The organism is Pseudomonas sp. MWU13-2100, assembly GCF_023242365.1.
Classification (GTDB): domain Bacteria; phylum Pseudomonadota; class Gammaproteobacteria; order Pseudomonadales; family Pseudomonadaceae; genus Aquipseudomonas.
Window position 1 is genome coordinate 1 of the sequence record NZ_JALLIX010000001.1, and the last position, 25,111, is coordinate 25,111.

Annotated in this window: 24 protein-coding genes and 1 tRNA gene; 10 read left to right on the top strand and 15 right to left on the bottom strand. The window is 62.3% G+C overall.

Annotation, left to right across the window (positions count from 1 at the left end):
• Positions 1 to 161: 161 nt before the first annotated feature.
• The 10 genes from M5B99_RS00005 to M5B99_RS00050 all read right to left on the bottom strand — a co-directional run bounded on the left by M5B99_RS00005 (position 162) and on the right by M5B99_RS00050 (position 9,188).
• Positions 162 to 995 carry a phage antirepressor N-terminal domain-containing protein gene (locus M5B99_RS00005; RefSeq protein WP_248802059.1) on the bottom strand — a complete coding sequence of 278 codons (834 nt, stop codon included), beginning with the start codon at positions 993 to 995 and terminating at the stop codon, positions 162 to 164.
• A gap of 20 nt (positions 996 to 1,015) precedes the next feature.
• Positions 1,016 to 1,222, bottom strand: coding sequence for a hypothetical protein (locus M5B99_RS00010; RefSeq protein WP_248802060.1), 207 nt, complete (start codon positions 1,220 to 1,222; stop codon positions 1,016 to 1,018).
• Complete coding sequence (locus tag M5B99_RS00015) at positions 1,219 to 1,377, bottom strand: hypothetical protein (RefSeq protein WP_017336941.1); 159 nt, start codon at positions 1,375 to 1,377, stop codon at positions 1,219 to 1,221. The genes M5B99_RS00010 and M5B99_RS00015 overlap by 4 nt, the downstream gene beginning before the upstream one ends.
• A gap of 1,089 nt (positions 1,378 to 2,466) precedes the next feature.
• Positions 2,467 to 2,540, bottom strand: a tRNA-Gly gene (locus M5B99_RS00020).
• A gap of 293 nt (positions 2,541 to 2,833) precedes the next feature.
• Entirely contained in the window at positions 2,834 to 3,721 is an 888-nt protein-coding gene (locus tag M5B99_RS00025; protein ID WP_248802061.1) for an alpha/beta fold hydrolase, read from the bottom strand.
• Between the two features lie 317 nt (positions 3,722 to 4,038).
• Positions 4,039 to 4,731: a pseudouridine synthase gene (locus M5B99_RS00030; RefSeq protein ID WP_248802062.1), complete on the bottom strand. Its 693-nt coding sequence runs from the start codon at positions 4,729 to 4,731 to the stop codon at positions 4,039 to 4,041.
• A gap of 37 nt (positions 4,732 to 4,768) precedes the next feature.
• Positions 4,769 to 4,987 (bottom strand): cysteine-rich CWC family protein, encoded by a 219-nt coding sequence (locus tag M5B99_RS00035; protein ID WP_248802063.1) that lies wholly within the window; start codon positions 4,985 to 4,987, stop codon positions 4,769 to 4,771.
• Positions 4,980 to 6,470: a sensor domain-containing diguanylate cyclase gene (locus M5B99_RS00040; RefSeq protein WP_248802064.1), complete on the bottom strand. Its 1,491-nt coding sequence runs from the start codon at positions 6,468 to 6,470 to the stop codon at positions 4,980 to 4,982. Before M5B99_RS00040 ends, M5B99_RS00035 begins: the two co-directional genes overlap by 8 nt.
• Before the next feature lie 136 nt (positions 6,471 to 6,606).
• Positions 6,607 to 8,124, bottom strand: a complete 1,518-nt coding sequence (locus tag M5B99_RS00045; protein WP_248802065.1) for an MDR family MFS transporter — start codon at positions 8,122 to 8,124, stop codon at positions 6,607 to 6,609.
• A 158-nt stretch (positions 8,125 to 8,282) separates the two neighbouring features.
• Entirely contained in the window at positions 8,283 to 9,188 is a 906-nt protein-coding gene (locus M5B99_RS00050) for a LysR family transcriptional regulator (RefSeq protein WP_248802066.1), read from the bottom strand.
• Positions 9,189 to 9,300: 112 nt separating this feature from the next.
• On the opposite strand from M5B99_RS00050, the gene M5B99_RS00055 reads away from it, so the two are divergent.
• Both M5B99_RS00055 and M5B99_RS00060 read left to right on the top strand, forming a co-directional pair.
• A complete protein-coding gene (locus M5B99_RS00055) occupies positions 9,301 to 10,185 on the top strand; it encodes an MBL fold metallo-hydrolase (protein WP_248802067.1) in 885 nt (294 codons plus the stop codon).
• A gap of 107 nt (positions 10,186 to 10,292) precedes the next feature.
• A complete protein-coding gene (locus M5B99_RS00060; protein ID WP_248802068.1) occupies positions 10,293 to 10,907 on the top strand; it encodes an NAD(P)-dependent oxidoreductase in 615 nt (204 codons plus the stop codon).
• 132 nt (positions 10,908 to 11,039) lie between these two features.
• Here the strand turns inward: M5B99_RS00060 and M5B99_RS00065 are convergent, their stop codons facing one another.
• On the bottom strand, positions 11,040 to 11,924 hold the full coding sequence (locus M5B99_RS00065; protein WP_248802069.1) for a LysR substrate-binding domain-containing protein: 885 nt from the start codon (positions 11,922 to 11,924) through the stop codon (positions 11,040 to 11,042).
• A gap of 141 nt (positions 11,925 to 12,065) precedes the next feature.
• Between M5B99_RS00065 and M5B99_RS00070 the strand changes: the two genes are divergently transcribed.
• From M5B99_RS00070 to M5B99_RS00095, 6 genes are all read left to right on the top strand, one after another.
• Positions 12,066 to 13,703: a 5-guanidino-2-oxopentanoate decarboxylase gene (locus M5B99_RS00070; RefSeq protein WP_248802070.1), complete on the top strand. Its 1,638-nt coding sequence runs from the start codon at positions 12,066 to 12,068 to the stop codon at positions 13,701 to 13,703.
• Positions 13,703 to 15,151 carry an aldehyde dehydrogenase family protein gene (locus tag M5B99_RS00075; protein WP_412548680.1) on the top strand — a complete coding sequence of 483 codons (1,449 nt, stop codon included), beginning with the start codon at positions 13,703 to 13,705 and terminating at the stop codon, positions 15,149 to 15,151. Before M5B99_RS00070 ends, M5B99_RS00075 begins: the two co-directional genes overlap by 1 nt.
• A 379-nt stretch (positions 15,152 to 15,530) precedes the next feature.
• On the top strand, positions 15,531 to 16,634 hold the full coding sequence (locus M5B99_RS00080; protein WP_248802072.1) for an extracellular solute-binding protein: 1,104 nt from the start codon (positions 15,531 to 15,533) through the stop codon (positions 16,632 to 16,634).
• A 193-nt stretch (positions 16,635 to 16,827) separates the two neighbouring features.
• Positions 16,828 to 17,736: an ABC transporter permease gene (locus M5B99_RS00085; RefSeq protein WP_248802073.1), complete on the top strand. Its 909-nt coding sequence runs from the start codon at positions 16,828 to 16,830 to the stop codon at positions 17,734 to 17,736.
• Entirely contained in the window at positions 17,733 to 18,581 is an 849-nt protein-coding gene (locus M5B99_RS00090; protein WP_248802074.1) for an ABC transporter permease, read from the top strand. The genes M5B99_RS00085 and M5B99_RS00090 overlap by 4 nt, the downstream gene beginning before the upstream one ends.
• Before the next feature lie 18 nt (positions 18,582 to 18,599).
• On the top strand, positions 18,600 to 19,658 hold the full coding sequence (locus M5B99_RS00095; RefSeq protein ID WP_248802075.1) for an ABC transporter ATP-binding protein: 1,059 nt from the start codon (positions 18,600 to 18,602) through the stop codon (positions 19,656 to 19,658).
• Between the two features lie 3 nt (positions 19,659 to 19,661).
• On the opposite strand, the gene M5B99_RS00100 is transcribed toward M5B99_RS00095, so the two are convergent.
• Complete coding sequence (locus M5B99_RS00100) at positions 19,662 to 20,591, bottom strand: AraC family transcriptional regulator (protein WP_248802076.1); 930 nt, start codon at positions 20,589 to 20,591, stop codon at positions 19,662 to 19,664.
• Positions 20,592 to 20,933: 342 nt separating this feature from the next.
• Here M5B99_RS00100 and M5B99_RS00105 point away from each other — a divergent pair, with 342 nt between their 5' ends.
• Both M5B99_RS00105 and M5B99_RS00110 read left to right on the top strand, forming a co-directional pair.
• Positions 20,934 to 21,299, top strand: coding sequence for a putative quinol monooxygenase (locus M5B99_RS00105; protein ID WP_248802077.1), 366 nt, complete (start codon positions 20,934 to 20,936; stop codon positions 21,297 to 21,299).
• A 42-nt stretch (positions 21,300 to 21,341) separates the two neighbouring features.
• A complete protein-coding gene (locus tag M5B99_RS00110) occupies positions 21,342 to 21,581 on the top strand; it encodes a hypothetical protein (protein WP_248802078.1) in 240 nt (79 codons plus the stop codon).
• A 134-nt stretch (positions 21,582 to 21,715) separates the two neighbouring features.
• Here the strand turns inward: M5B99_RS00110 and M5B99_RS00115 are convergent, their stop codons facing one another.
• The 3 genes from M5B99_RS00115 to M5B99_RS00125 form a co-directional block, all read right to left on the bottom strand.
• Positions 21,716 to 22,339 carry a flavin reductase family protein gene (locus M5B99_RS00115; protein WP_248802079.1) on the bottom strand — a complete coding sequence of 208 codons (624 nt, stop codon included), beginning with the start codon at positions 22,337 to 22,339 and terminating at the stop codon, positions 21,716 to 21,718.
• A 312-nt stretch (positions 22,340 to 22,651) separates the two neighbouring features.
• A complete protein-coding gene (locus M5B99_RS00120) occupies positions 22,652 to 23,095 on the bottom strand; it encodes a hypothetical protein (RefSeq protein ID WP_248802080.1) in 444 nt (147 codons plus the stop codon).
• Between the two features lie 428 nt (positions 23,096 to 23,523).
• Positions 23,524 to 24,846 carry an MFS transporter gene (locus M5B99_RS00125; RefSeq protein ID WP_248802081.1) on the bottom strand — a complete coding sequence of 441 codons (1,323 nt, stop codon included), beginning with the start codon at positions 24,844 to 24,846 and terminating at the stop codon, positions 23,524 to 23,526.
• Between the last annotated feature and the right edge of the window lie 265 nt (positions 24,847 to 25,111).

Genomic DNA, 25,111 nt, shown 5'->3' on the forward strand with positions numbered 1-25,111 from the left:
GTCAAGCTCTCAGCCCCGGCTCCCGTTGGGGTGGTGATGGTCAGGATGGTTTCATCGCTGCTTGATGGTGTCTCATTCATGTTCGATGTCTCCTTGGTAGAAGATGCGAAAGCTATCGCCCTTACCGTCTGCTTACCAAGACGGTAAGAGCTGGTTTCACCTCACAGCGTTTGGGTTTGGGCGACCTTCTTGAATACCCAGCATTTGGTCGTGGTTTTTCGAATGATGCTATCCACCGCCTTTTGCCCCAAAAACTGTGGCTCGGTGCAGCGCTTCAAGGCGTTGGTGACTTCGGTACCGATGATGGTCTGAATGCCATTGGCAGCGAACAGCTCGACCAGGTGCGGCATGTTCAGCGCGATCAGTTGCGAGTCCTTCGAGTGGTTGTAGGCGATACCCTTGGTGTCCAGCTGCAGGAGCGCACCCCAGAAGTCTGCGACCACGTCCGCCTGGGGCGGCTCGACGGTGCCGAGGGCGTCTAGATCAGGAACGGGCAGGCCCATGGCGTTGGACAGATTGGTGATCTCAACGCCAAGCAGATCCCGCATCGAACGATTGCGGCTACGCATCAGCTCTTTCAGCAGCGTCAGGCGATGTTTCGACAGGATGATCTGTTGCGCGATGGTGACGGCACCAGGTCTAACGGCCACGCCCTTGCTCCAGTAATTCCAGAGCACCTCGTCGCACTCTTCCTGGTACTGGATGATCTTGTCGCGCAGCTCGGGCGCCACCTTGTTCGGACTGATTGAGTAGAGCCAGGCAGCGAGCTTGCGCAGGGGGATGCAGGTCATTCCATATTGTTTGCCATCCCCACCAGTTGTGGAGATTTCCTCCATAACTGATGAAAACTTCTCGGAGAGCTTTGCGTGCTGTCCTTTCCAGTCCAGCCCTAGATTGACAACCAATGGTTTCATCGCGACCAACGGCTCGTTGTCCTTGCCTACGAGAACCACGGTATCGCCATGAAACGGAACGGGCATAAGTTGGGTGTTCATGATGTGAGTCCTTTCAGTAGTTAGATGCGGGATGGGGTGCTGAGGGCAGAGCGAATGACGGCATCGAGGTCAGTGCAGATCTTGTCCAGGAAGCCGGCCAGCATCTGCGGCTGATACAACCCTGGGTGATCAGCCTGCTGGGCCAGCGCATGCACCAGGGCAAGCGAATCCCGCACCCGTTCCAAATCAAACAGATCGGCATCAGTGAGACCGTAGGACTTTCTCATAGGGCACCGCCGTGCGTTTCCAGAACGCGCACCTGGTGCATGTGGTGGTTGTAGCGCTTCAGTCGGCTGGAGAGGGAGGAATCTGCATGCAGCGCAGCGAGAGCCATGCGGCGATGGGCAAGTGCGCGGATTTTGGACGGAATGAGAGCGGTCATCGTGTAGCTCCTTGAATTGAGGAGCTGCCACCAATCGCGACCAAGCAATGGGGGTGGCAGCTGTACGCAGGTTGGTCGACCGGGGATCAAGGAACCCGGCAGGGCCGAAGCCCTCCCACGCACAGCCGCCATAACACGGAGTTGCGGACACAAAAAAAGCGCCTGCAATCGTTATGGGGCGCTGTTGCGCCTTGATTTATCCCGGCGACCAAACCGGATCGCTGAATTGGCAGCGACGACCGCACTTTACGCCCGTCAACGTCCGGGGATCAAGTGTCCCCGGACAATATTTCATATCACTCTACGTTGTCGCTTCGGCTACATCGGTGCGCCCAGGTGTGCAGGTGACCTAAGTGACTGAACCTGGAAGACGGGCAGAACGATGTCGGTTGGAAGGTGGGTGATGGTGAAGGGAGGGGGCGCACCATGATGGGGCGGCGCAGACCCGGCGCGCGCCGTCGTCCCCCCGCCACGCCTGCGGGCTAAATCGGTCTTAATTTATGCACACCTGCAACCCACCAGCCGCAGCGCCCGGCGGGCCTCTCCTGAGCGAACAGGGGCTGAGAAAACCCTACAGATCCCTACACGCACCCCCTCTTTTCTGAGCGTCCTGGAGCGCTATTCCAAGGGCCTGTTTTCAGGTGACCCACGGGAAACAAGTAATTTAAGTATGTGAAGGTGAGAAACCAGCTGCAGCCCGCACGCGATGCGGTTTTGAGCACTTACTTTGCACTGGTTTTTTTGAGTAAGGAGGGGAGTAATTTTTATCTAACTATATGATTTATATAGATATTTTATTTTAGATTTCTGACCTTGGTAAAAGGTAATGTTATTTCTAGATATTACTTAAAACTTACCTAGTCAAATCGTCTACAAGCCTTGTGATTCGTAGCTTTCAGAAGGGGGGAGGAAAAACTTACCAAAAATACCGGTTTCCCGTGGTTCAACATAAAAACGGGACTGGCTATAGGGGGAGGGTGGCGGCAGGTTCTCGCTCCTGCAGCAGTTCGCTTACACGCAAACTGTCACCGGAACTGTCACCAAACACGCTAAGGCTCAAACTGACACGTCTGGAACCCTTGAAAATAGTGGAGCGGGTGAAGGGAATCGAACCCTCGTTATCAGCTTGGGAAGCTGGAGTAATGCCATTATACGACACCCGCTCGGACGGCTGACTTTGTACCAGATGTCGCCGGCAATTTGAAGTTTTTCTTTGAAAATCTGTGTTTTAACAAGCACGTTGGGGCGGCGCTGGCGCACGCAAGGCCGATACCCGTCAGCAAGGTCGAGCGCGGTGCTTGTTGGGGCTGGGCTTGCCAGCGAGACTTCTGCGGCCGCTCGGGCCTCTTCGCTGCGCTGCGACGTCCCGACAAGTCAGGCTCCCACAAGGGGGTTGCGTCCATCACGGGATTTGTCTTCGTTCGCCAGAACTCTGCAAACCCGTGACAGCCCTCGTTCACATGGCCTGTGCATGGTGCTCCTGAACGTGTCGGTAATACCGCGATCGGCTTTCCTGATGCGTCGGCTTGAGGAACTCCAGCAGCGCATGACGGCTGTCGCGGCAGGCGGACTTGTGCTCCATGTCGAGAAAATGCCCGGTGCTACGGATCGTGGCGAAGTGGCTGTGGCGCACATGGTGGCCGAATTGCAGAGCATCGTTAGGCGACGTGTATTCGTCCCATTCGCCATTGATGAACAGCACCGGTATGTCGATCCGTTTCGCCGCCGTCAGGTAGCACAGCCGGTCACTGTTGAGCACATGGCCGATATGGAAGTGCATCTGCTCGTATTCATGTTCGGCCAGGCTGCTGACATGCCGGTAGTTGTAGCGCTTGAACAGCGACGGCAGATGTTTGCCGATGGTGCTGTTGACCAGGTGACCCATGCGGTCGCGGTCGCAGGCGCTGAGGTAGTCGACGCCCCGTTCCAGATAGTCGCGCATAGGTTCGCTGAGCACCGGCGAGAAGGAGCTGATCACCGCCTTCTCGATCCGCCGTGGCTGGTGCGCCAGGGCCACCAGGGTCGCCGCGCTGCCCCAGGAAAAGGACATCACATGCTCGGCGGCGAAGTGGTCGATCAACTCCAGGAGGATCTGCCCTTCGACTTCCTTGGTCAGCATTTTCTCGTGACGGTTGTGGGCCTTGGACTTGCCCGCGTAGGGCTGGTCGTAGCACACGACGTTATATTGCGGGTGCAGATTTTTCACGGTCTGTGCAAACGACGCAGTGGTGGCCAGCGAGCCGTTGACCAGGATGATGGTCTTTTCTGCGGCATCTGCGCGATAGAACTCCGTGTAAACCCGATACTGACCCTGTATATCCAACACAGCGATTTCTGGCCTCATGTCAAAGGACTCCTGGCAAGCGGGTATGCGCGCAACGAACTGTGCACGATTTATATGACAGGTAGGCATTCGCCTGGAATGTTGCAGGCCCATGTCGATCCGTTGAAGCCTGGTCGACGGGTGTTGTTATAGGCGGGCAATCTGCCGGAGAGCGAGAGCTGATGGGCCTCGCAGCCGACAAAGAGTTTCTTGGAATGACAGCGTGACTCGTCAGTCATATTTTGGCTGACGGTCTGATTCAAGCAGGCGCCAGGCGATTGCGCAAGGAACGATTTGTCATAAGTCGGTGACTTCTGCCCAGCGGTCGTCGTCGCGGCTCAGATCCGCTCGATTTCTTCGGCGCGCAGCGGGCGGTATTGCCCCGGGGCCAGGTGCTCGTCCAGCATCAGCGGCCCCATGGCTTCGCGGTGCAGCCGCAGGACCTTGTTGTCGAAGTGGCCGAACATGCGCTTGACCTGGTGATAACGGCCTTCGACGATGCTCAGGCGGGCGCTGCGCGGGCCCAGCAATTCCAGCGTGGCGGGCTGGGTGGTGAGGTCCTCGAAGGCGAAATACAGGCCTCGGGCGAAAGTTTCGACGTACTCGGGGCCAATGAGTTGTTCGGTCTCCACGTAGTAGACCTTGGGCAGTTTGGTCTGCGGCTGGGTCAGCCGGCGCGACCACTGGCCGTCGTTGGTCAGGATCATCAGCCCGGTGGTGTTGAAGTCCAGGCGGCCGGCGATGTGCAGCTCAAGGACGTCGGGCTCATCGATCAGCTCAAGGACGGTGCGGTGTTGCGGATCGCGGGTGGCACTGACGCAGCCCTCGGGCTTGTGCAGCATGAGGTAGCGCGGCGGGCGCCCTGCCTGCAGCACCTCGTCATCGACCTCGACCTGGCTGAACTCGCGGACTTCATGATGGGGGTCGCCAATGATCAGGCCGTCGACCCTGATCCGTTTTTGTACCAGTAACAGGCGCACCTGTTGGCGGTTGAAGCGGGGCAGGTTGCTGAGGAAACGGTCAAGGCGCATGGCTGAGGGCCTCGGGGGGGGGGGCGGGCATTTTACCTCATGGCGTCGGTCGTGGGGGCGCCTTCAGTTGCTCATCCACCCCTGCGCAACGCGGACACAGGCAGGCGGCGTTGCGCAGTTCGTCGGGCAGGGCTTCGAGTATCGTCGGGTCGATGCTGACGCCGTAGCACCAGCAGGGCCGGTCGACTGTCCGCGGGTCGGCCAGGGCGCAGTCGTTGCGTGCTCCGCAGGCCGGGCAGCGGCTGGGATCATTCATGGGCGGATTTCGACAGATCGCTGCAGACGCGGTTGCGTCCGCTCTGTTTGGCTCGGTACAGCGCATGATCGGCCCGGGCCAGCAGGCTGTGCAGGGTGTCGTCAGGTTGTAGCGAGGTCAGGCCGATGCTGACGGTCAGTTGCAAGCTCTGGCCGTTGTAGCTGTAGCGCTGTTGCTCGATATGCAGGCGAATTTTCTCGGCGATCATTTGCGCATTGCTGCTGTCGGTGTCCTTGAGCAGGACAATGAATTCCTCGCCGCCCCAGCGGCAAATGATTTCCGACTGGCGCAGGCAACTCTCCAGGTCTTGGGCAAATCCGCTCAGTACGGCATCGCCGGCAAGGTGGCCGTGGGTATCGTTGAGCTGCTTGAAGTGGTCCAGGTCCAGCAGCAGCGCGGTCAGCGGCTTGGGTTCGCGTTGGGCTTCATGCAGGGCCTGGGCCGCCAGCAGGTCGAAGCCGCGGCGGTTGGGCAGGCCGGTGAGGCTGTCGAGCGTCGCCAGGGCCTGGATCTTGCGCTGGTAGCGATGCACCACGCGGTTGAGCAGGGCCAGTACGATCAGGGTGACTACCAGGCAGATCAGCAGGTTCAGGTACAGCGACTGGCGAATCCCGCTGAGGGCGCCGTCTTCGCGCTTGTCGACGAACAGGTACCAGTTCAGTTCCGGGATGAAGCGCACATTGAGGAAATGCCCCTTGCCGTCCGGCTCCGCGTATTCGTAGCTGCCATCGTGGGGTTTGGGCAGTTTGACCTGCAGGTTCTTCATGCTCGCCAGTTCGTTCAGCGAGCGCCCGGCCCGGGCACCTTCCGGGCCGCCGTCGGCGCCGGTCAGTACCAGGCGGCCGAAGGTGTCGACGAAGTACACGCTGCGCTGGTAGCGCTGTTGGTACTTGTCGATCAGCTTGACCACCGCGTCTACGGTCAGGCCGACACCGGCGGCGCCGATGAAGTGCTCGTTGTAGTCGAAGACCTTGTAGTTGATGAAGAAGGTCAGGCGGTTATTGTTGGCGGTGTCCGGGTCGACATTGATCTCGTAGGGCGCCTGCATGTCCCGCACGCGGAAATACCAGAGGTCGTTGGGCTCGTCGATGCGGATTTTCTTCAGCACGCCCTTGGCCTGGTAGTAGGTCAGGTTGCTGTTGGAGACGAAGAAGGCTGTGTAGGCGCCGTAGTGGGTCATGACCTCGTTGAGGTAGCGGGTCATCTGCTGCGAGTCGCGTTCGCCGGCCACCACCCAGTCACGCATGAAGGTGTCACGGGCCATCATCGAGGAAATCAGCACCGGGCGGACCAGGTCCTTCTGGATTTCCGAATAGACCGTATCGGAGGTCAAGGGCAGTTCGGTGTTGACGATACCGTCGCGGATCGAGGCGCGCGAGGCGTAGTAGCTGAGCAGCGAGGTTGCGAGGAAACCGCTGGCCAGCAGGGCGATCAGCGTCAGGATCAGCGAGCGTTGCGGGTAGAGCACTGAGCGAAGCGGCATGACAATTCCGTAGGCGGGTTCCCGATGGACGCATTCTAGTGGCACGGATAGAAAATGCCTGCACATTTTGCAGGGATGTTGTGCGTTGCGACCCCTGCTTGCTGAAGGAGTCGCTGCAGGCTCCGGCTGCCCCTGATCAGTGGGCCTTGTCTTCACGCCCGCGCAGGACCTTGTTCGGCATCGCCAGCGCCGCCGCCAGGCCCAGCAGGGCGACGGCGGCGCTGATCAGCAACAGGTACCGGAAGGTCAGCAGCAGCTCCCCACGCAAGGCGTCGCGCGCCGGACCTTCAGCGCTGTTCAGACCTTCGAGCAGGGCATTGCCGGAAGTCCCTTCGGCGAGCACCGAAGCGCCACCCAGGTGGGTCAGGCTGGAGTCCCGCAACAGCGCCAGTAGCAACGCCGACATCAGCGCCACGCCCATCGCGCCGCCGAGGGAGCGGAACAGGTTGGTGGTGCTGGTGGCGACACCGATATCCCGCTGTTCCACGGAGTTCTGCGTGCCCACCAATGAGGTCGGGAACTGCAGGCCGCCGGCGATCCCGCCGAGCAGCATGAACAGGCTGCTGAGCAGCACCGCCTGCGGTGGGGTAAACGCCATGCCGAGGATGGCCAGGGGCATCAGCAGCGCCCCGGTCAGGATCAGCGGTTTGTAGTAGCCGGTCACCGAGGTCCGCCGTCCGGCAAAATAGGCACCCATGGGCAGCCCCATCGCCAGCGGCAGCAGGTGCAGGGCCGCGCTGTCCGCGCCGGCACCGGTCACGCTCTGGAAACGCAGCGGCATCAGCACCGTGAGGGAGATCGCCTGGAAGCTGGTGAAGAATATCGTGCACCAGCACAGCAGGGCGTTACGGTTGAGGAACAGGTGCATCGGCAGCAAGGGCTCCACGGTGCGTCGTTCATGCAGGACGAACAGCAGCAGGGCGGCCAGCGCGGTGACCAGCAGGCCCAGGACCTGGCCGTCTCTCCAGTGTTGGCCCTGGCCGATGAAGGTGATGCCCAGCAGCAGGGCGGTCAGGCCGATGATCATCAGCACGGTGCCGAGGTAGTCGATGATTGGCTTGCGCTGTGGTAGCGGCAGGCCAACCAGGGTGCGCCGGGCCACCAGCCAGGCCCCCAGGCCCAGCGGCAGGTTGATCAGGAAGACCCAGCGCCACGACAGGTACTCGGTCATATAGCCGCCGAGTACCGGTCCGGCCACGCTGGCCACCGCGTACATGCTGCTGAAATAGCCCTGGTAGCGGCCGCGTTCGCGGGGCGGGATGATGTCGCCGATGATCGCCTGGCTGACCGAAATCATGCCGCCGGCGCCGATGCCCTGGATGATTCGCGCCAGCACCAGTTGCTCCATGCTCCGGGCCATGCCGCAGAACAGCGAGGCGAGCGTGAACAGGCCCATGCCGAACAGCATCAGCCGGCGTCGACCGTAGAGATCGCCGAGCTTGCCGTAGATCGGCACGGCCACGGTCATGGCCACCATATAGCCGGAGATCACCCAGGCCAGCAGGCTGACGTCCTTGAATTGGGCGGAGATGGCGGGCATCGAGACGGCGACAATGGTCTGGTCCAGCGCACCGAGGAAAATCGCCAACATCAAGGCGATCAGGATACTGCGAATCGCCGGCTTCGTTTGGCCGGACTGATTGAGATTGGTCACGGTAGAACCTGTAAGCAGTGGTTGACCCACTCACCAGGCCGGTGCGCGGGGATGCTTGCCAGTGTACTCGATAGCCTGCTATTCGATAGCTTCGTAAGTAAGGCTTACACGATTCTCTCAGTGCACTCAGGCTGGCTGTGTACGACACGTGGTGTTCCTTATAACCCCTCATCCCAGAGCGGCGTTTCGGGAAAGCGCCGCACCAGGAAGTCGAGCATGCTGCGCAGCGTCGCCGGCATGTGTTTGCGTGAGGTGTACACCGCATAGATGTTCATCCGTATCGGTTCGGCCCGGGGTAGCAGCCGCACCAGTTCGCCACGCTTGATGTAGGCCCCGGCCTGGTAGGTGGGCAGCATCGCGATACCGGCCCCGGCGATCACTGCCTGCATCAGGGTGCTGGCCTCGTTGGCGCTGATATTGCCCTGCACCGGCACTGAAACCTGTTCGCCATCCTGCTCGAAATGCCAGAGGCTCTTGCCGAAGTAGGAGTGGGTCAGGCAGTTGTGCCGGCTCAGGTCCTCCACCCGTTGCGGTGCCGGGTGTTCGCGCAGGTAGGCCGGGGAGGCGCAGATCACCGAGCGACAGACGGTCAGTCGCCGGGCGATCAGGTTCGGGTCCAGTTCGGTGCTGGTGCGGATCGCCAGGTCGATGCGCTCGTCCACCAGATTCACCGTGCGATCGAGCATCTGCAGGTCGACGCTGACACCCGGATGGCGCTTGACGTACTCGGCCATGGCATCGGCCAGTTGCGCCAGGCCGAAGGAGGTACTCACGCTGATCCGTAGCAGCCCGCGCGGCGCCTCGTCCGGTACGCTGACGGCGGCCTGCAGGTCCGCCGACAATTCCAGCATCTGGCGGCAGCGCGGCAGGGTTTCGCTGCCGGCGGCGGTCAGGCTCAGCTTGCGGGTGGTGCGGTGCATCAACCGCGCGCCGACCCAGTCCTCGAGTTCCGCGAGGTAGCGCGACACCACCGGTCGCGACAGGTCCAGATGGTCGGCCGCCGCCGACTGGCTCCCCAGGTCGACCACTGTGACGAAGACCCGCATTGCCGTAAGACGATCCATGATTTGCCCACTTTCAGAAACAAACTATGTTCCAGCATCGCATTTTTTGTATTGGTTCGGGCAACTAAGCTCTGTTCACTGCCATCACGGCCAACAGATCTCGGAGCTATACATGATCGGATTGTCGTTATTTCGTCGCCTCTTGCTCGCCACCGCCACCCTGGGTTTTGTCGCCCATGCGGCGGCGGCCCGGCCGGCCTTGACCCTGGATGTCTACAATCCCGGAGCCTCGGCGATTTTTCCGGTGAGTTCGGTGCTGGTCAGTGGCGAGAAGGAGGCGATCCTGGTGGACGCCCAGTTCGGCAAATCCCAGGCCGAACAACTGGTGGAAAAGATCCGGGCCAGCGGCAAGCAACTGACCACCATTTACATCAGCCATGGCGACCCGGACTACTATTTTGGCCTGGACACTATCACCCGGGCGTTCCCCAAGGCCAAGGTGCTGGCATCGGCGCCGACCGTGGCGCATATCAAGGCCACTGTCGATCGCAAGCTGGCTTTCTGGGGGCCGAAGATGGGCGCCGATGTTCCGGCGCGCACGGTGGTGCCGCAGGTGCTCAAGGGCGACCGCCTGACGCTGGAAGGGCGTGAGCTGGAGGTTGTCGGTTTGAACGGCGAGCAAGCGGATCGGACTTTTGTCTGGATTCCCTCGATCAAGGCGGTGGTGGGCGGTGTCGTGGTGGCGGACAACATCCATGTGTGGATGGCCGATACCCAGACCGCGCAGTCCCATCAGGCCTGGCTGGCGACGTTGCAACGCATCCAGACGCTGAAGCCCGAGACCCTGGTGCCGGGTCACTTCCTTGGCGACAGCTCGCGTTCCCTCGCGGCGGTGCAGTTCACCGCGGACTACATCAAGGCCTTCGACGAAGAGACCGCCAAGGCCAAGGATTCCGCCGAACTGATTGCGGCGATGAACAAGCGTTATCCGGGCCTCGGCGAAGCATCCTCGCTGGAGCTCGGCGCCAAGGTCGCCAAGGGCGAGATGAAGTGGTGAGTTCGCCCATCTACTGATTGGAAGTTCGTGTAGATCGCCTTCCTGCCTCCCGGGGTGGGAAGACCCCCTCGACGCCTAGCGTCATTCGATTGGAACTGGAGAGTGTCATGAGCAAGATTGCAATCATTGGTGCCACCGGTCGTGCCGGTAGCCAGTTGCTGGAAGAAGCCCTGCGTCGCGGCCACAGCGTGACCGCCATCGCGCGTAACCCGGCGAAGATCGCTGAGCGTGCCGGTGTCGTGAGCAAGGCGGTCGATGCACTGGATGCCGCGGCGCTGGAAGCGGCGGTTGCCGGTCACGATGTGGTGATCAGCGCCGCGCATTTTGCCACCCTGCCGGCCGCGGCGGTGATCGGTCCGGTGAAAAAGGCTGGGGTCAAGCGTCTGCTGGTGGTCGGTGGTGCCGGTTCGCTGTTGCTGCCAGGTGGCGCTCGGGTGATCGACAGCCCTGGATTTCCGGCGGAGTACAAGGCTGAGGCCAGTGCCGGTGCGGAGTTCCTTGAGAGCTTGCGTCAGGAAAAGGAACTCGACTGGAGCTTTCTGTCGCCGTCGGCGGAGTTTGTCGAAGGTGAGCGCACCGGCAGTTACCGTCTGGGCAGGGATGACCTGCTGGTGAGTGCCGAAGGGCGCAGCTGGATTACTTTCGCCGACTACGCCATCGCCCTGCTGGATGAAGTCGAGAAGCCTGCGCACTCGCGTCAGCGGTTTGCCGTCGGCTACTGAGTGATTGTGGCCGCTTGAAATTTGAAGTCGAACGCGGTCCTGTGGTGAGCGGGCTTGCCCGCTCACCACAAATTTCTGCCAGGCTTGGATCAGTGACTGACTGAGCGCTGCCTGCGGGTTGTGTTCTTGCGATCAACCGCGCTCCGCCGCCTGCGCCACCAGCCACTCCATCAATTCCCGCAACTCTGGTGCCGTCCCGGCCCGCTCCGGGTAGACCAGGTAATACGCCTGCCCGGTGCGCACCCGCAAATCGAACGGCATGACCAGCCGCCCGGCACTCAGGTCCTCGCCGATCAATGCCCAATCGCCAATCGCCACGCCAGTGCCCTGGGAGGCCACGCTCATCGCCAGATCCAGGGTGTCGAAATGCTGTCCCTTGCCAATATTGCTGACCCGCGCGCCGGCCACCTTGAGCCAGGCTTCCCAGTCCCGCTGGTCGCGCGTGGGATGCAGGAGCATGTGTTGCTCAAGGTCGGCGAAGCTGTTCAATGGCAGCGGACCTTCCAGCAGTTGCGGTGAACAAACCGGTGTCAGTTGTTCGTCGAACAGATGGTGAGACGCCACCGAGGGCCCCGGCGGCGCGCCATAGACCACGGCGGCATCAAATTCTTCCCGGCGGAAATCCACCGCGTGCTGCACCGTGGTGGTCAGCTCCACGGGCACGTCCGGGCGTTCCTTCTGCCATTGCAACAAGCGTGGCAGCAACCAGCGCATCATGCAGGTCGGGGCCTTGAGTTGCAGGGCCTCGCGGCGGGCGCCGACCTGATCCACCGCCTCGTCGATCAGGTTGAATACCTGCTGGATCCGTGGAAACAGTTCACGGCCCTGGGCGGTCAGGCTCAGGCCACGGGCCTGGCGCTGGAACAGCGCATAGCCCAGGTGGCTTTCCAGCCCGGCGATCTGTCGGCTCACCGCCCCCTGGGTGATGTGCAGCAGCTCGGCCGCGCGGGTGAAGTTGCAGCACTGCGCGGTGACCAGGAAGGTATGCAGAGCGGGCAGCGGTGGCGGACGTTTCATGGCGGGCAGCTCAGGCATGACGACAGGACATGCCTAGTATGACTATTTTTGCCTTGTGCCCGCCATCGGCCAAACGCTCCAATAACCCTATCGCCGTGCTCATCGGCAGCATGGCTTATACGAACAAGAAGGGCGGAACAGATGGCGACGTGCGGCGAAGTATTGGTCAAGTTACTGGAAGGCTACGGGGTCGAGCAGGTGTTCGGCATTCCCGGCGTGCATACCGTGGAGCTCTATCGCGGGCTGGCGTCGTCGCGCATCGAGCATGTCACCCCGCGCCACGAACAGGGTGCCGGTTTCATGGCCGACGGTTATGCCCGCACCAGCGGCAAGCCGGGAGTGTGCTTTATCATCACCGGCCCCGGCATGACCAATATCACCACGGCGATGGGCCAGGCCTATGCCGACTCGATCCCGATGCTGGTGATTTCCAGCGTCCAGTCACGCAGTCAGTTGGGCGGCGGGCGCGGCAAGCTGCACGAGTTGCCGAACCAGGGCACGCTGGTGGCGGGGGTCGCGGCGTTCTCCCACACGCTGATGTCGGCGGCCGAACTGCCGGCGGTGCTGGCCCGGGCCTTCGCGCTGTTCCAGGCCGGGCGGCCGCGTCCGGTGCATATCGAGATTCCCCTCGATGTGCTGGTGGAAAATGCCGATGCCTTGCTCGATAGCCAGCCGGTGCAAATCACCCGTGCCGGTGCCGCTCCCGCGGCGGTCGCGCAAATGGCCGAGCTGCTGGCCAGGGCCCGGCGACCGCTGATCCTCGCCGGTGGCGGTGCCATCGATGCGGCGGCCGCGCTGACCCGGCTGGCGGAGCACCTGGAGGCCCCGGTGGCCCTGACCATCAATGCCAAGGGCATGTTGCCGTCGCGCCATCCGCTGCTGATCGGTTCGACCCAATCCATGGTCGCGACCCGTGCCCTGGTGGCGGATGCCGATGTGGTCCTGGCCATCGGTACGGAGCTGGCGGAAACCGACTACGACATCACCTTTGCCGGTGGTTTCGAGATTCCCGGCATCCTGCTGCGCGTCGATATCGACCCGGATCAGACCGTGCGCAACTATCCGCCCAAGGTCGCGCTGGTGTCCGACTCGCGGATCGCGGCCGAGGCGCTGCTCGCCGCCATCGAAGGCCAGCTGCTGGCTGAACGCCAGGGCGATTGGGGAGCACAACGCGCCGCCGCCTTGCGCGCCGAACTGGACGATCTCTGGGATGCCCCGACCCGCGCCCAGACGCAATTCCTCAACACCGTTCTCGAGGTGCTGCCGGAGGCGGTGCTGGTGGGGGACTCGACCCAGCCGGTGTACACCGGCAACCTGACCCTGAATCCGGAGCACCCACGCCGCTGGTTCAACTCGTCCACCGGCTACGGCACCCTCGGTTATGCCTTGCCGGCCGCTATCGGTGCCTGGCTGGGCGGTGCCAGCGAACGCAGCCAGCGGCCTCCAGTGGTCTGCCTGATCGGCGACGGCGGCTTGCAGTTCACCCTGTCGGAACTGGCCAGCGCGGTGGAAGCGCGGACCCCGATCATTGTGCTGCTGTGGAATAACCAGGGGTACGAAGAGATCAAGAAATACATGGTCAATCGCGCCATCACCCCGGTCGGCGTGGATATCTACACCCCGGACTTTATCGGTGTGGCCCGGGCCCTGGGCTGCGTGGCCGAAGCCGTCGCCGGCGTCGAGACCTTGCGTAGCGCCCTGGAGGCCGCCGCGGATCGCCAGGGGCCGAGCCTGATCGAAATCGACCAGCGCCTGTGGATGGAAGGGGGGGCCTGGTGATGAAGGCGCAAATGAATCAGGACGGTCTCTATATCGACGGCCAGTGGCGTTCCGGCAGTGAGCAGCTACGGGTGATCAATCCGGCTACCGAGGCCTTGCTCGGCAGCGTTTCGGGTGGTGATGAGCAGGCGGTGGCGCAGGCGGTGAGCGCGGCGAGCCGGGCTTTCGCCGCTTGGTCGGCGACCACCGGGGCACAGCGTGGCGCCGTGCTGCGCAGGATTGCCGCGGGCGTGCGCGAGCGCCGCGAAACCCTGGTCCACCTGCAATCGAGCAACAATGGCAAGCCGCTGTTCGAGGCGGGTATCGATGTCGATGACGTGATTGCCACCTTCGAGTATTACGCGGGCCTGGCCGAGACCCTCGACGGGCAGCAGGACAGAACGGTCGAGCTACCCAGCGACGTCTTCGCCGCCCGTATGCGTCGTGAGCCATGCGGGGTGGTGGGGCTGATCGTGCCGTGGAATTTCCCGATGGTCACCACCGCCTGGAAGCTGGCCCCGGCCCTGGCCGCCGGCTGCTGCGTGGTGCTCAAACCATCGGAAGTCACGCCGCTGCCGGAGCTGGAACTGGCCTCGATCATCGCCGCCAGCGGCTTGCCGGATGGGGTCTTCAACCTGGTCTGCGGCACCGGTCTGGCCGTCGGCGCGCCGCTGGCGGCCGATCCGCGAGTGGCGAAGGTTTCCTTTACCGGCAGCAATGCGGTAGGGGTCCAGGTGATGCAGCGGGCAGCGGAAACCGTGAAGGGCGTGAGCCTGGAACTGGGGGGCAAATCCGCGCTGTTGGTGATGGCCGATGCCGACCTCGATCTTGCGGTGGAGCTCGCCAGTGGTGGCGGTTTCTTCAATGCCGGGCAGATGTGCTCGGCCACCAGCCGGGTGCTGGTGGCGGACGAGATCGCCGATGAATTCCTGCTGCGCCTCACCGCGCGGGCCGAAGCTATTCGCGTGGCGGACCCGTTCGACCCCGAGGTGGAAATGGGGGCGCTGGTCAACCAGGCGCAATACCAGCGCGTGCTCGGCCATATCGACCGTGGTCTGAGTGTTGGCGCCCGGCTGGTCTGTGGCGGCGGACGTCCGCCGGAGCTTGCGCGTGGCTTTTTTTTGCGACCGACGATCTTTACCGAAGTGCCCCTGGACAGTGCGTTGTGGCGTGAAGAGATTTTCGGCCCGGTGCTTTGCGTGCGCAGTTTTGCCAGCGAAGCCGAGGCGCTGGCGCTGGCCAACGATAGCGAGTTCGGCCTGGTGGCCAGTGTGGTCAGCCGCAGTGATGAGACCGCGCAGCGGGTCGCCAATGCCTTGCAGGCCGGGCTGGTGTGGATCAATGCGCCGCAGGTGATCTTCCCGCAGACCGCCTGGGGCGGCTACAAGCAGAGCAGCCTGGGTCGTGAGTTGGGGCCTTGGGGCTTGCAGGCGTTCCAGGAGATCAAGCATGTGATTCGCGCCCTGTAGAGCGAGCGGATTTTAACGACACCGCACCCCCTGTAGATGCCGGCTTGCCAGCGATTAGGTCCTTGAGTCTTGCGCAGACTATTCGGACGCCGTCGCCGGCAAGCCGGGTCCTACAGGGTTTTGTCATGCCTGTATGTTTTGTGTCTGGTCCCGGGGACAGGTCTGGTCCCTGACAGGGCAACGCATGCCTCGAAATGAGGCATGCGCCGGGTGCATGGCTTCGATGACAAACTTTCGATTGTTGCCGGTTCCGGGCGACCTCAGGATGAACCTGCCGATTCAGCCACGACCCGCGGTTCTCGGGGGCTCCAGCGAGATCGAAGACCGGCTGCACGCGTTGCGACCGACCTCATACCTAAAAAAACAAAGGGAGTCCGAAATGGGCCAGTACGACCTGAACAGAAGGCAGTTCATCAAGACCGTGGGCGTCGCTTCGGTGGCTGCGGCCGCCATGAGCATGCCGTTTATCCGGGCCAATGCCAGCGACACCCGCTTCCAGGGCAAGACCCTGAAGTTGCTGACCTGGTCCGATGACACCGGCCTCGCCGCACTGCGCAATATCGCCGCGACGTTCGAGGCCAAGACCGGCGCCAAGGTCATCGCCGACCGCACCGGTAGCACCTCGGAAATGGTCGCCAAGCTCAAGGCCGGCGGTGACCGTCCGCAGTACGACATCATCACCCTGGCCGGTGTCGGCGCCGAAGGCCTGGCCACCGCCGGGTTGCTGGAAAAACCCGATCTGAACCGCATTCCCAACCTGGTGGACGTGCCGGAAAAATACCGCACCGGTGCCAATGGCCATGGCATCGGCTACCTGCTCTGGTGCAACAGCCTGGTCTACAGCACCCGCACCGTGAAGGAGGCGCCGGACAGCTACGCGGCACTGTGGGACAAGGACTTCGCCAGCAACCTGTTCCTGCCGCCGCCGAACTGGACCGAGGCCATGGACCTGATCATCATCGCCGCCAAGCTGGCCGGTGGTGACGAACACAATATCGAGCCGGGCTTCAAGAAACTCGCCGAGCTCAAGGACCGCGTGGTCACCCTTGGGGAAAACCCCAACCAGATCGCCGAGCTGTTCCGCACCGGTTCGCTGGACCTGGGCGGCCTGTATGCCCCGGCGTTCTTTCCGAAACAGATCCGCGATCCGGCCTACGGCCTTGGCGCTACATTCGGTATGAAGGAAGGCTTCTACACCGACCTGATGCTCTCGGTGATGCCGAAGAGTCGTCCTGGCGATACCGACCTGGCCTACGCCTTTATCGACCATTCGCTCGACCCGCTGGTGCAGGGCAAGATGGCCGAAGACATCTTCAACGGCCCGGTCAACGCCAAGGCGATCATCTCCGCCGAGGCGCGCAAGAGCCCGTACATCCTGACCCCGGAACAGATCGCCGAGAAAGCCATCATGCACGACAACGCTTTCCTGGCGACGGTGCATGACCAGTGGATCCGCCGCTATACGGAAATCTTTTCGTCCTGAGGCCTCCGGTAGCGCCAGGTCTGATCACTGCACAACCTTGTGAGCCTGGCTTGCCGGCGAAGGCGTCCTTGAGGACGCCAGAAGCTTCGCGGGCAAGCTCCGCTCCCACAAGGAGCGCGTTTAATCCTGATGATCAAGCGTGTCCTCCAGGCGCCTGGCTTGTTGATGATTTCTCTCAGTCGAGACTCTTTTTATGGAACACCAACCTCTGACCCGGCCGGTCGGCGTGGCATTGCCGCGCCCTGCAGCGGGTATTTCACCCACCGCCCGGGCCTGGCTTTTCCTCTCGCCGTCGATGCTGTTTCTCGCCGTGCTGATCCTCGCCAGCCTGCTGGTGCTGCGCATGAGCGTCGGCACCAAGGGCGCCGAATGGACCGGCTTCAGCCTCGCCAGCTACGCGCAACTGCTGGAACCCTACTACCTCAAGTCGTTGCTGCTGACCCTGCGCCTGGCGCTGTTCAGCGCCGTGATCGCGGTGCTGCTGGCGATCCCCGTGGCCTACACCATGTCGCGCCTGACTTCGCCGTTTCTGCGGCGGATCTTCCTCGCCGCGGTGCTCCTGCCGCTGCTGGTCAACCTGCTGCTGCAAAGCTACGGCTGGCTGGTGATCCTCGGTCCCGGCGGCATGCTCAACCAGGCACTGATGGGCCTGGGCCTGATCAAGCGCCCGATCATGCTGCTGTACAACCAGAACGGTGTGTTGATGGGCCTGGTGCAAACCGCCTTTCCCCTCGCGGTACTACCGATCGCCAGCGCCATGCGCGGTGTCGCGCGCACTTACGAAGAGGCCGCCGCGACCCTCGGCGCCAGCCGCTTCCAGGTGTTTCGTCAGGTGGTCCTGCCCATGAGCCTGCCGGGCATCATCACCGGCGCGACCCTGGTGTTCGCCTACAACGCCAGCAGCTTTGTCGTGCCCCTGCTGCTGGGCGGTCGGCGCGTACCGATGCTGGCGGTGATGGTCCATGACCAGATTGCCCCGCTGATGAACTGGCCGGCAGCCTCGGCGGCCGGCGTGGTCCTGATCATCACCACCCTGGCGATCATGACCCTGTCCGAATACGTCACCGGCCGTCGGCGCCGGATGCTGGAGTCCTGCCAATGAGCCTGTCGTCGTACAAACGCCTGTCGGTCCTGCCGGGGGAGACCGGACGCTTCGCCGGGATTCTTTCGGGGATCATCCTGCTGCTGGCGGTGCTGCCGATCCTGACCATGATCGTCATGTCCTTCAGCGGTGCCTCGAACCTCGACTTCCCACCCAGCAGCTACAGCCTGCAATGGTATCGCGCGGCCTGGCAGACCTTCGTCTCACCCGATAGCAGCGATGTGCTGAGCCTGGGCAAGGCGATGACCACCAGCCTGCTGGTGGCTTGCCTGACCATGCTCTTCGCGACCCTGGTGGCAGTGCCCGCCGCCTATGCGCTGGTGCGCTGCGAGTTTCGTGGCAAGGCCGTGGCGCTGCAACTGATGTCCCTGCCCCTGGTGTTTCCGATGGTGGTGCTGGGCCTGGCCTTGCTACTGGTGTTCGACAGCCTGCCGTTCCAGATGAGCTTCTCGCGACTGGTGATCGCCCATGTGATCCTGGCCTTGCCCTTCGTGGTGAAGAACTGCACGGCGGCCATGCTTTCCATCGGCAGCGAGGTCGAGGAGGCCGCGCAGATGCTCGGCGCCTCGCCGCAGCGGGCGATCCTCGATATGGTGGTGCCGTTGATGAAGTCGGGGATTCTCGCCGGGATGCTGTTGGCGTTCATCGTCTCGTTCAACGAATTCACCGTGACCTATTTCCTCTACACCATCGACGTGATGACCGTGCCGATCTGGATGTACAGCCGCACCGTCTCGTCCCTGGACCCCACTGTCTTCTCCTTTGCCGTGCTGATCGTGCTGATCGACTTCGTCCTGATCTGGGCGTTGGAGAAGCTGGTGGGCGAAGGCGGCGTTTCCTTCTGATTTCTTGAGGTAAGCAACATGACTGGACTGATTCTGGAAAACGTTGAAAAGCACTACGGCATGGCCTGTGCGGTAAAGGACGTCAATTTGCATCTGCCCGAGGGCAAGCTGGTGTGCTTCCTCGGCCCTTCGGGGTGCGGCAAGACCACCTTGCTGCGGATGATCGCCGGCCTGGAAACCCTCAGCGGCGGCGAAATCCGTCTGGATGGCGAAGACATCGGCCAGACCCCGGCACACCTGCGCAACTTCGGCATGGTGTTCCAGTCCCTGGCGCTGTTTCCCCATATGACCGTGGGCGAAAACATAGCCTACCCGCTGAAACTGCGCGGAGTCGGCAAGGCCGAACAGCAAGCGCGGGTGGTCGAGCTGCTGCAACTGATTCAACTGAGCGAGATGATCGAGCGGCCGGTGTCCAAGCTTTCCGGTGGGCAGCGCCAACGGGTGGCGATTGCCCGGGCGATTGCCGCGCGGCCCAAGCTGCTGCTGCTGGATGAGCCGCTGTCGGCGCTGGATGCCAAGTTGCGCGAGTCGATGCAGGTGGAAATCCGCCAATTGCAACAGCGCCTGAACATCACCACCATCATGGTCACCCACGACCAGCGTGAAGCCATGACCATGGCCGATATCGTGGTGGTGCTGGGCGAGCATCGGGTGCAGCAAGTGGGCACGCCCATCGAGATCTATCGGCATCCGGCCAACGAGTTCGTCGCCGACTTCATCGGTTCGGGCAATATCTTTCCGGCCACGGTGCTGGGCGGGGGACGGATCGGGCTACCGGGGGGCGAGAGCATCGAGGTGCCGGGCAGTGTCGCTGTCGAGGCCGGCAAGCAGGTGCGGATGCTGGTACGTCCGGAGGACCTGCAACTCTCCGCGCCCGAGGCGACGGCAGGACACAATCGCCTGCTCGGCACGGTGATCTTCGTCCGCGATATCGGCTCGACCATTGAAACCATCGTCGAGTGTTCCGGCGTGTCGTTCACGGCGCTGAGCACGCCGTGCCAGGGCATTGGCCTGGGGGTGGGGCATAGGGTCGCGGTGACGATCCCGGCAGAGGCCTGTCGGGTGCTGGCAGCCTAGCGCCTAGACACTCAGGCGCAACCGCGCCAGGTCGCGCAGCGGCGGCGCACCGAACAGCCGGCTGTATTCGCGGCTGAACTGCGAGGGGCTTTCATAGCCCACGCGGTAGCCCGCCGCCGAGGCGTCGAGGCCTTCGATCAGCATCAGCCGTCGCGCTTCCTGCAGGCGCAATTGCTTCTGGTACTGCAGCGGGCTCATGGAGGTCATCGCCTTGAACCGGTGGTGCAGGGTAGACACGCTCAGGTTGGCTTCGCGGGCCAGGCTGTCGATGCGCAGCGGTTGCTCGAAATGACCGTTCAGCCACTTGATCGCCTGGCTGACCCGATGGCTCTGGCTGTTGGCGATGGCGATCTCGTATAGCCGGTAACCCTGCGGGCTGCGCAGCAGTCGATAGAGAATTTCCCGGCGGATCAGCGGCGCGAGCATGTTGATGTCTTTCGGGCTGTCGAGCAGTCGGGTCAGGCGCAGCAGGGCATCGAACATCTGCGTGTCCAGGCGCTCCACATACAAGCCGCGCCCGGTCGGCCGACTGGGCACGCCCATGGGCCCGGCCTCGGCAATCAGAGCACTGATCTCGGCCGGATCGATATCCACGCGCAAGGCGAGGATCGGGTGTTGCGGCGAGACACTGGCGATCCGCCCGCAAATCGGCATGGAAACCGAGACCACCATGTAGTTCAGCGGGTCGTAGACAAAGTTCTCGTCCCCCAGGCGTACTTCCTTGCGGCCCTGGGCCATGACGCACAGGGCCGGCTGGGCCAGTACCGGGGAGAACTCGTGGGGCCGGCTATGGCGCGACAGGTGCAGCGAGCCCACCGCGGTGGCGTAGCTACCGTCTTCACCGGTGTTGCGGCAGATGATCTCGGCCAGTTCCGCGCGCAGCTTTTCCATTTCGAGCGGCAGGGGGACTTGGGGTTGATCGAGCAAGGACATGGCGGGCCCTGGAGGTGATTGCGAATGGGGGCAAGCTTAAGTTTGGGCAATCCGCAGCGCCAGGACAATACTGCGCAATTCTTGCCTGATTCTGCCGTCTTTTCATATGACGCTCATGTTACAGGCGATTGGTGGCCGTGAAGTTGCTCAAAACGCCGTGGACAGGAGCCGGGACGGCCGGGGCATTGGCGGTCGTGGGAATCGGTGTTGCGGCAGGATTGTGCAATAAGCCGGCAGGAATCGACTAACGACCCCCTCGGCAAACGCTCTAATCTCTGTTCCTGTCGCCGTCAGTCCCCGCACTGTTTGAGCGAGTACAATTTCTCTTCGGGAGCGCCGCGCATGTCCAAGCCTATCCCCGTCAGTCACATGGCCTTCGTTCGTGCACGCCCAGGGCGTTCCGTCGAGCTGGGCGCACGGCTGAGCAGCTTGATCGAACCTTCCCGCCAGGCCCCCGGTTGCCTGCAGTTTTCCCTGCAGCACTCCCTGGCCGATGCCGACTTGTGGCTGGTGTCCGGGTTCTGGGTCAACCAACCGACCATGACGGCCTACTTCAATACCCCGGTGATGCAGGTCTTTGCCGAGCTGATCCAGGAACTGGTGGTCGACAGCTTCGACTTCCACACGTTCAGCGATGTCAGCGCAGCCCGGGCCCAGTGCGATTTTCATCTGTCCAGCGCCGGTGCCTTGCAGCAGTTGGCCAGCTGAAGGTTTAGAATGCCGGCCAATCAATTGGCCGGGATAACAGGCATGGCACGTAAAGCATTCACACACTTCGAAGCCGTTTCGGCGGTGGTTCCTGGTGAGGGCGGTTATAGCGCGGCGATAGCCGTGAAAGCCCTGGACGGTTCCGGTGCACCACGGTTTCACAAAATACTCGCTGAACAGAAGTTCAAGACTGCCTTCGAGGCCGACGAGGCTGCCGCGCAAGAGCTTGCGCGTCTGGTTGATGTCGACGAAGAGGGTGAGCTGTCCTGGGCTGTCGCCTAGGTTTTCAACTGATCCTTTGCCGGGCACGGTCCTTGTAGGAGCCGGCTTGCTGGCGATGGCGTCCGGATGGGCGCGGCAAGGCTCAAGGGCCTCATCGCCAGCAAGCTGGCTCCTACACGGACGTGCGCTGGTCGTTAGGCGCGTGGGCGGTACATCTTGAACAGGGCTTCCGGGCCCAACTGGAAATAGTCCGCCGGACCACCGCCGCGCAGAATCGGCTCGGCGGCGGCGGTGTCGTAGATCCCATCCTTGAGCAGCCACTTGGCGATATGCACGGCGACCACTTCGCCGAGCACCAGCCAGGTGGGCACCAATTCCCGATCCGCCCGTTGCAGTTGAATGATCTGGGTGACCTTGCATTCGAACGACACCGGGCTTTCCTGTACCCGCGGCACCTTGATGATCCGCGAGGTGGCGGGCGTGAGGCCGGCCAGTTCGAATTCATTGACCTCGGCAGGCACCGCCGCGCAACTCTGGTTCATGGCTTCGGCCAGGGGCCGGGTGGCGAGGTTCCAGGCGAACTCACCGGTTTGTTCGATGTTGTTCAGGCTGTCCTTGCGGCCGACGCTGGCGAATCCGACGATCGGCGGGATGTAGTTGAACGCGTTGAAAAAACTGTAGGGCGCCAGGTTCAGGCGACCCTCGGCATCCTGCGAGGAGATCCAGCCGATGGGCCGCGGGCCGACGATGGCATTGAAGGGGTCGTGGGGCAGGCCGTGGCCGTTGGCGGGTTCGTAGTAGTGGATAGCGTCGGACATGGTTCGAGGTTCCGCGGGCAGGATGGAAGTGCAGGTGCACAGTGTGCGTTGCCGGGTTTTGAAATGCGATAGTTGGATATCCGCGCACTTGTGGCGAGCGGGCTTGCCCGCGATCGGTTGCGAAGCAGCCGTAAAACCTGTGATCGCATTCTACCTGACACAATGAGGACGCTGATTTTAGGGCTGCTTCGCACCCCAGCGCGGGCAAGCCCGCTCGCCACTTGAGTTCTTCATCGCCTGGAAGCTTTGTATTTCTGCCCGCCAGAAATGACTAAGCCCGGCCGAAGCCGGGCTGCAAGGCTAACGGACGGGTTAGCTGATGGCAGCAGCGCCAGGGGTCTTGTCATAGCCGTCAGCGGCAACAGCGTTGGCACCAGGGGTCTTGTCATAGCCGTCAGCGGCAACAGCGTTGGCACCAGGGGTCTTGTCATAGCCGTCAGCGGCAACAGCATTGGCACCAGGGGTCTTGTCGTAGCCGTCAGCGGCAACAGCGTTGGCACCAGGGGTCTTGTCATAGCCGTCAGCGGCAACAGCGTTGGCACCAGGGGTCTTGTCATAGCCGTCAGCGGCAACAGCGTTGGCACCAGGGGTCTTGTCATAGCCGTCAGCGGCAACAGCGTTGGCACCTGGAGTCTTGTCGTAACCATCGGCAGCCACGGTATAGGCGCCGCCTGGAGTTTTGTCATAACCATCGGCAGCGAAGGTGTTGGTAGCCAGTACCGAGAGGGCCAGGGCGAGGATCAGTTTGGTTTTCATGGTGGTTGCTCCTGAAGGTGTGTGTTGTGTTCAGTGGGTATGGAAGCGATTTTACGCTTGTTAATTTGATTAAAAAGCGCAAATAAACGCTTAAATTGATCGTATAAGTCGATATATATGGCGCCGGAAAAGGTCGGCATTCAACGTGATGCCAAGGGGCCGGGGCCAGGTCGATCTAACGTAGGATCAGAATGTCGCTTGGAAATTAACTGACTATTAATTCAGGTAATTCTTTTGCGACTGCGCGCTAATGCGCCAGGAGCGCGCGCTAAAGGCGTGGGGCAAGGGAGGGGAATGCAACTTCTGAAAACACCGCCGAACCTTGTGGGAGCCGGCTTGCCGGCGATGGCGTCCACATCGACGCTACAAGCCTCAAGGGCCTCATCGCCGGCAAGCGGGCTCCTACAGGGGCGCAGTGCTGTCGGTACTCAGTCGGTCTCGATCCGAGAATGCTTGCGAGTGTCCTTCATGGTCACGTACACCAGCAACGAGCAGGCGATGCAGGCCGTCACGTACCAGTAGTAACCGGTTTCCATGCCGACGCTCTTGAACCACAGTGCGATGTACTCCGCGGTGCCGCCGAAGATCGAGACGGTCAGGGCATACGGCAGGCCTACGCCCAGCGCGCGGATTTCAGTCGGGAACAGCTCGGCCTTCACCACCGCGTTGATCGAGGTGTAGCCGCTGACGATGATCAGCGCCGCCATGATCAGGAAGAATGCGCCCCACCAGGTCTGGATGGTGTGCAGGGTGCTGAGGATCGGCACGGTAAACAGCGTCCCGAGGATACCGAAGGCAATCAGGATCGGTCGCCGGCCGATCTTGTCCGACAGCGCCCCGACCAGCGGTTGCAGGCACATGAACAGGAACAGCGTCGCCGCCGAAATGGTGGTGGAGTCGGAGATGCTCATGCCCACCGTGTTCACCAGGTATTTCTGCATGTAGGTGGTGTAGGTGTAGAACGCCAGGGTGCCGCCCATGGTCAGTCCGACCACGGTCATCAGTTCCTTGGGATGGCGCATCAGGGTGCGCATCAGGCTTTCTTTCGGCGCCTCCTTCTTCTTGGTGAACGACTCGGTTTCTTCCATGCCACGACGCAGATAGAGCGCGACCACGGCACACAGGGCGCCGATGGCGAACGGAATCCGCCAGCCCCAGACCTGCAGCTGTTCGGTGGTGAGGGTCTGTTGCAGCACGATCAGCACCGCCAGGGCGATGAGCTGGCCGGAGATCAGGGTCACGTACTGGAAGCTGGAGAAGAAGCCGCGACGTTCCTTGGTCGCCATCTCGCTGAGGTAGGTGGCCGAGGTGCCATATTCGCCGCCGACCGACAGGCCCTGCATCAGGCGGGCGACCACCAGCAGGATCGGCGCGCCGACGCCGATGGTTTCATAGCCGGGGGTGAGGGCGATGATCAAGGAGCCGGCGCACATCAGCAGGACCGAACCCATCAGGGCCGCCTTGCGTCCCTTGCGGTCGGCGTAGAGGCCCATGAGCCAGCCACCGATCGGGCGCATCAGGAAGCCCACGGCGAAGATCGCGGCAGTGTTGAGGAGTTGGGCGGTGGTGTCGCCCTTGGGGAAGAAGACCTTGGCGAAGTACAGCGAGAACGCGGCGTAGACGTACCAGTCGTACCATTCGACCATGTTGCCGACCGAACCGCTGAAGATCGATTTCAGACGGTTGGCGGTGGTTCTTTCTTTGGCCGGCACGGCGGCCGACCCCAGGGGCAGGGTAGCGGAGTTATCCATCGGGGAACCTTCAAGTCATTGTTTTTGTGGAGCGCGCGCGAGCGCAGCCTGCCAGGGCTATAGCAGGAGCTGTGCCAACGACTGAAGGCCCGGTTTAGAGGGGAGCACCGGGATTTTATGAGCGGAAATCCGCCTATTGGCGATAAAACGGTAAGCGGGAAATTGCCGATGTGAACCCGCTCTATTGTGATTGTGGCGAGCGGGCTTGCCCGCGCTGGGGCGCGAAGCGGCCCTGAGACCGGTGGTTGCGGTGTATCAGGTAGAA

Excerpts from the sequence above, each read along its gene's own strand:
- M5B99_RS00005 (WP_248802059.1), bottom strand. The coding sequence starts at position 995 with ATGAACACCCAACTTATGCCCGTTCCGTTTCATGGCGATACCGTGGTT.
- M5B99_RS00010 (WP_248802060.1), bottom strand. The coding sequence starts at position 1,222 with ATGAGAAAGTCCTACGGTCTCACTGATGCCGATCTGTTTGATTTGGAA.
- M5B99_RS00015 (WP_017336941.1), bottom strand. The coding sequence starts at position 1,377 with ATGACCGCTCTCATTCCGTCCAAAATCCGCGCACTTGCCCATCGCCGC.
- M5B99_RS00025 (WP_248802061.1), bottom strand. The coding sequence starts at position 3,721 with ATGAGGCCAGAAATCGCTGTGTTGGATATACAGGGTCAGTATCGGGTT.
- M5B99_RS00030 (WP_248802062.1), bottom strand. The coding sequence starts at position 4,731 with ATGCGCCTTGACCGTTTCCTCAGCAACCTGCCCCGCTTCAACCGCCAA.
- M5B99_RS00035 (WP_248802063.1), bottom strand. The coding sequence starts at position 4,987 with ATGAATGATCCCAGCCGCTGCCCGGCCTGCGGAGCACGCAACGACTGC.
- M5B99_RS00040 (WP_248802064.1), bottom strand. The coding sequence starts at position 6,470 with ATGCCGCTTCGCTCAGTGCTCTACCCGCAACGCTCGCTGATCCTGACG.
- M5B99_RS00050 (WP_248802066.1), bottom strand. The coding sequence starts at position 9,188 with ATGGATCGTCTTACGGCAATGCGGGTCTTCGTCACAGTGGTCGACCTG.
- M5B99_RS00055 (WP_248802067.1), top strand. The coding sequence starts at position 9,301 with ATGATCGGATTGTCGTTATTTCGTCGCCTCTTGCTCGCCACCGCCACC.
- M5B99_RS00060 (WP_248802068.1), top strand. The coding sequence starts at position 10,293 with ATGAGCAAGATTGCAATCATTGGTGCCACCGGTCGTGCCGGTAGCCAG.
- M5B99_RS00065 (WP_248802069.1), bottom strand. The coding sequence starts at position 11,924 with ATGAAACGTCCGCCACCGCTGCCCGCTCTGCATACCTTCCTGGTCACC.
- M5B99_RS00070 (WP_248802070.1), top strand. The coding sequence starts at position 12,066 with ATGGCGACGTGCGGCGAAGTATTGGTCAAGTTACTGGAAGGCTACGGG.
- M5B99_RS00075 (WP_412548680.1), top strand. The coding sequence starts at position 13,703 with ATGAAGGCGCAAATGAATCAGGACGGTCTCTATATCGACGGCCAGTGG.
- M5B99_RS00080 (WP_248802072.1), top strand. The coding sequence starts at position 15,531 with ATGGGCCAGTACGACCTGAACAGAAGGCAGTTCATCAAGACCGTGGGC.
- M5B99_RS00085 (WP_248802073.1), top strand. The coding sequence starts at position 16,828 with ATGGAACACCAACCTCTGACCCGGCCGGTCGGCGTGGCATTGCCGCGC.
- M5B99_RS00090 (WP_248802074.1), top strand. The coding sequence starts at position 17,733 with ATGAGCCTGTCGTCGTACAAACGCCTGTCGGTCCTGCCGGGGGAGACC.
- M5B99_RS00095 (WP_248802075.1), top strand. The coding sequence starts at position 18,600 with ATGACTGGACTGATTCTGGAAAACGTTGAAAAGCACTACGGCATGGCC.
- M5B99_RS00100 (WP_248802076.1), bottom strand. The coding sequence starts at position 20,591 with ATGTCCTTGCTCGATCAACCCCAAGTCCCCCTGCCGCTCGAAATGGAA.
- M5B99_RS00105 (WP_248802077.1), top strand. The coding sequence starts at position 20,934 with ATGTCCAAGCCTATCCCCGTCAGTCACATGGCCTTCGTTCGTGCACGC.
- M5B99_RS00110 (WP_248802078.1), top strand. The coding sequence starts at position 21,342 with ATGGCACGTAAAGCATTCACACACTTCGAAGCCGTTTCGGCGGTGGTT.
- M5B99_RS00115 (WP_248802079.1), bottom strand. The coding sequence starts at position 22,339 with ATGTCCGACGCTATCCACTACTACGAACCCGCCAACGGCCACGGCCTG.
- M5B99_RS00120 (WP_248802080.1), bottom strand. The coding sequence starts at position 23,095 with ATGAAAACCAAACTGATCCTCGCCCTGGCCCTCTCGGTACTGGCTACC.
- M5B99_RS00125 (WP_248802081.1), bottom strand. The coding sequence starts at position 24,846 with ATGGATAACTCCGCTACCCTGCCCCTGGGGTCGGCCGCCGTGCCGGCC.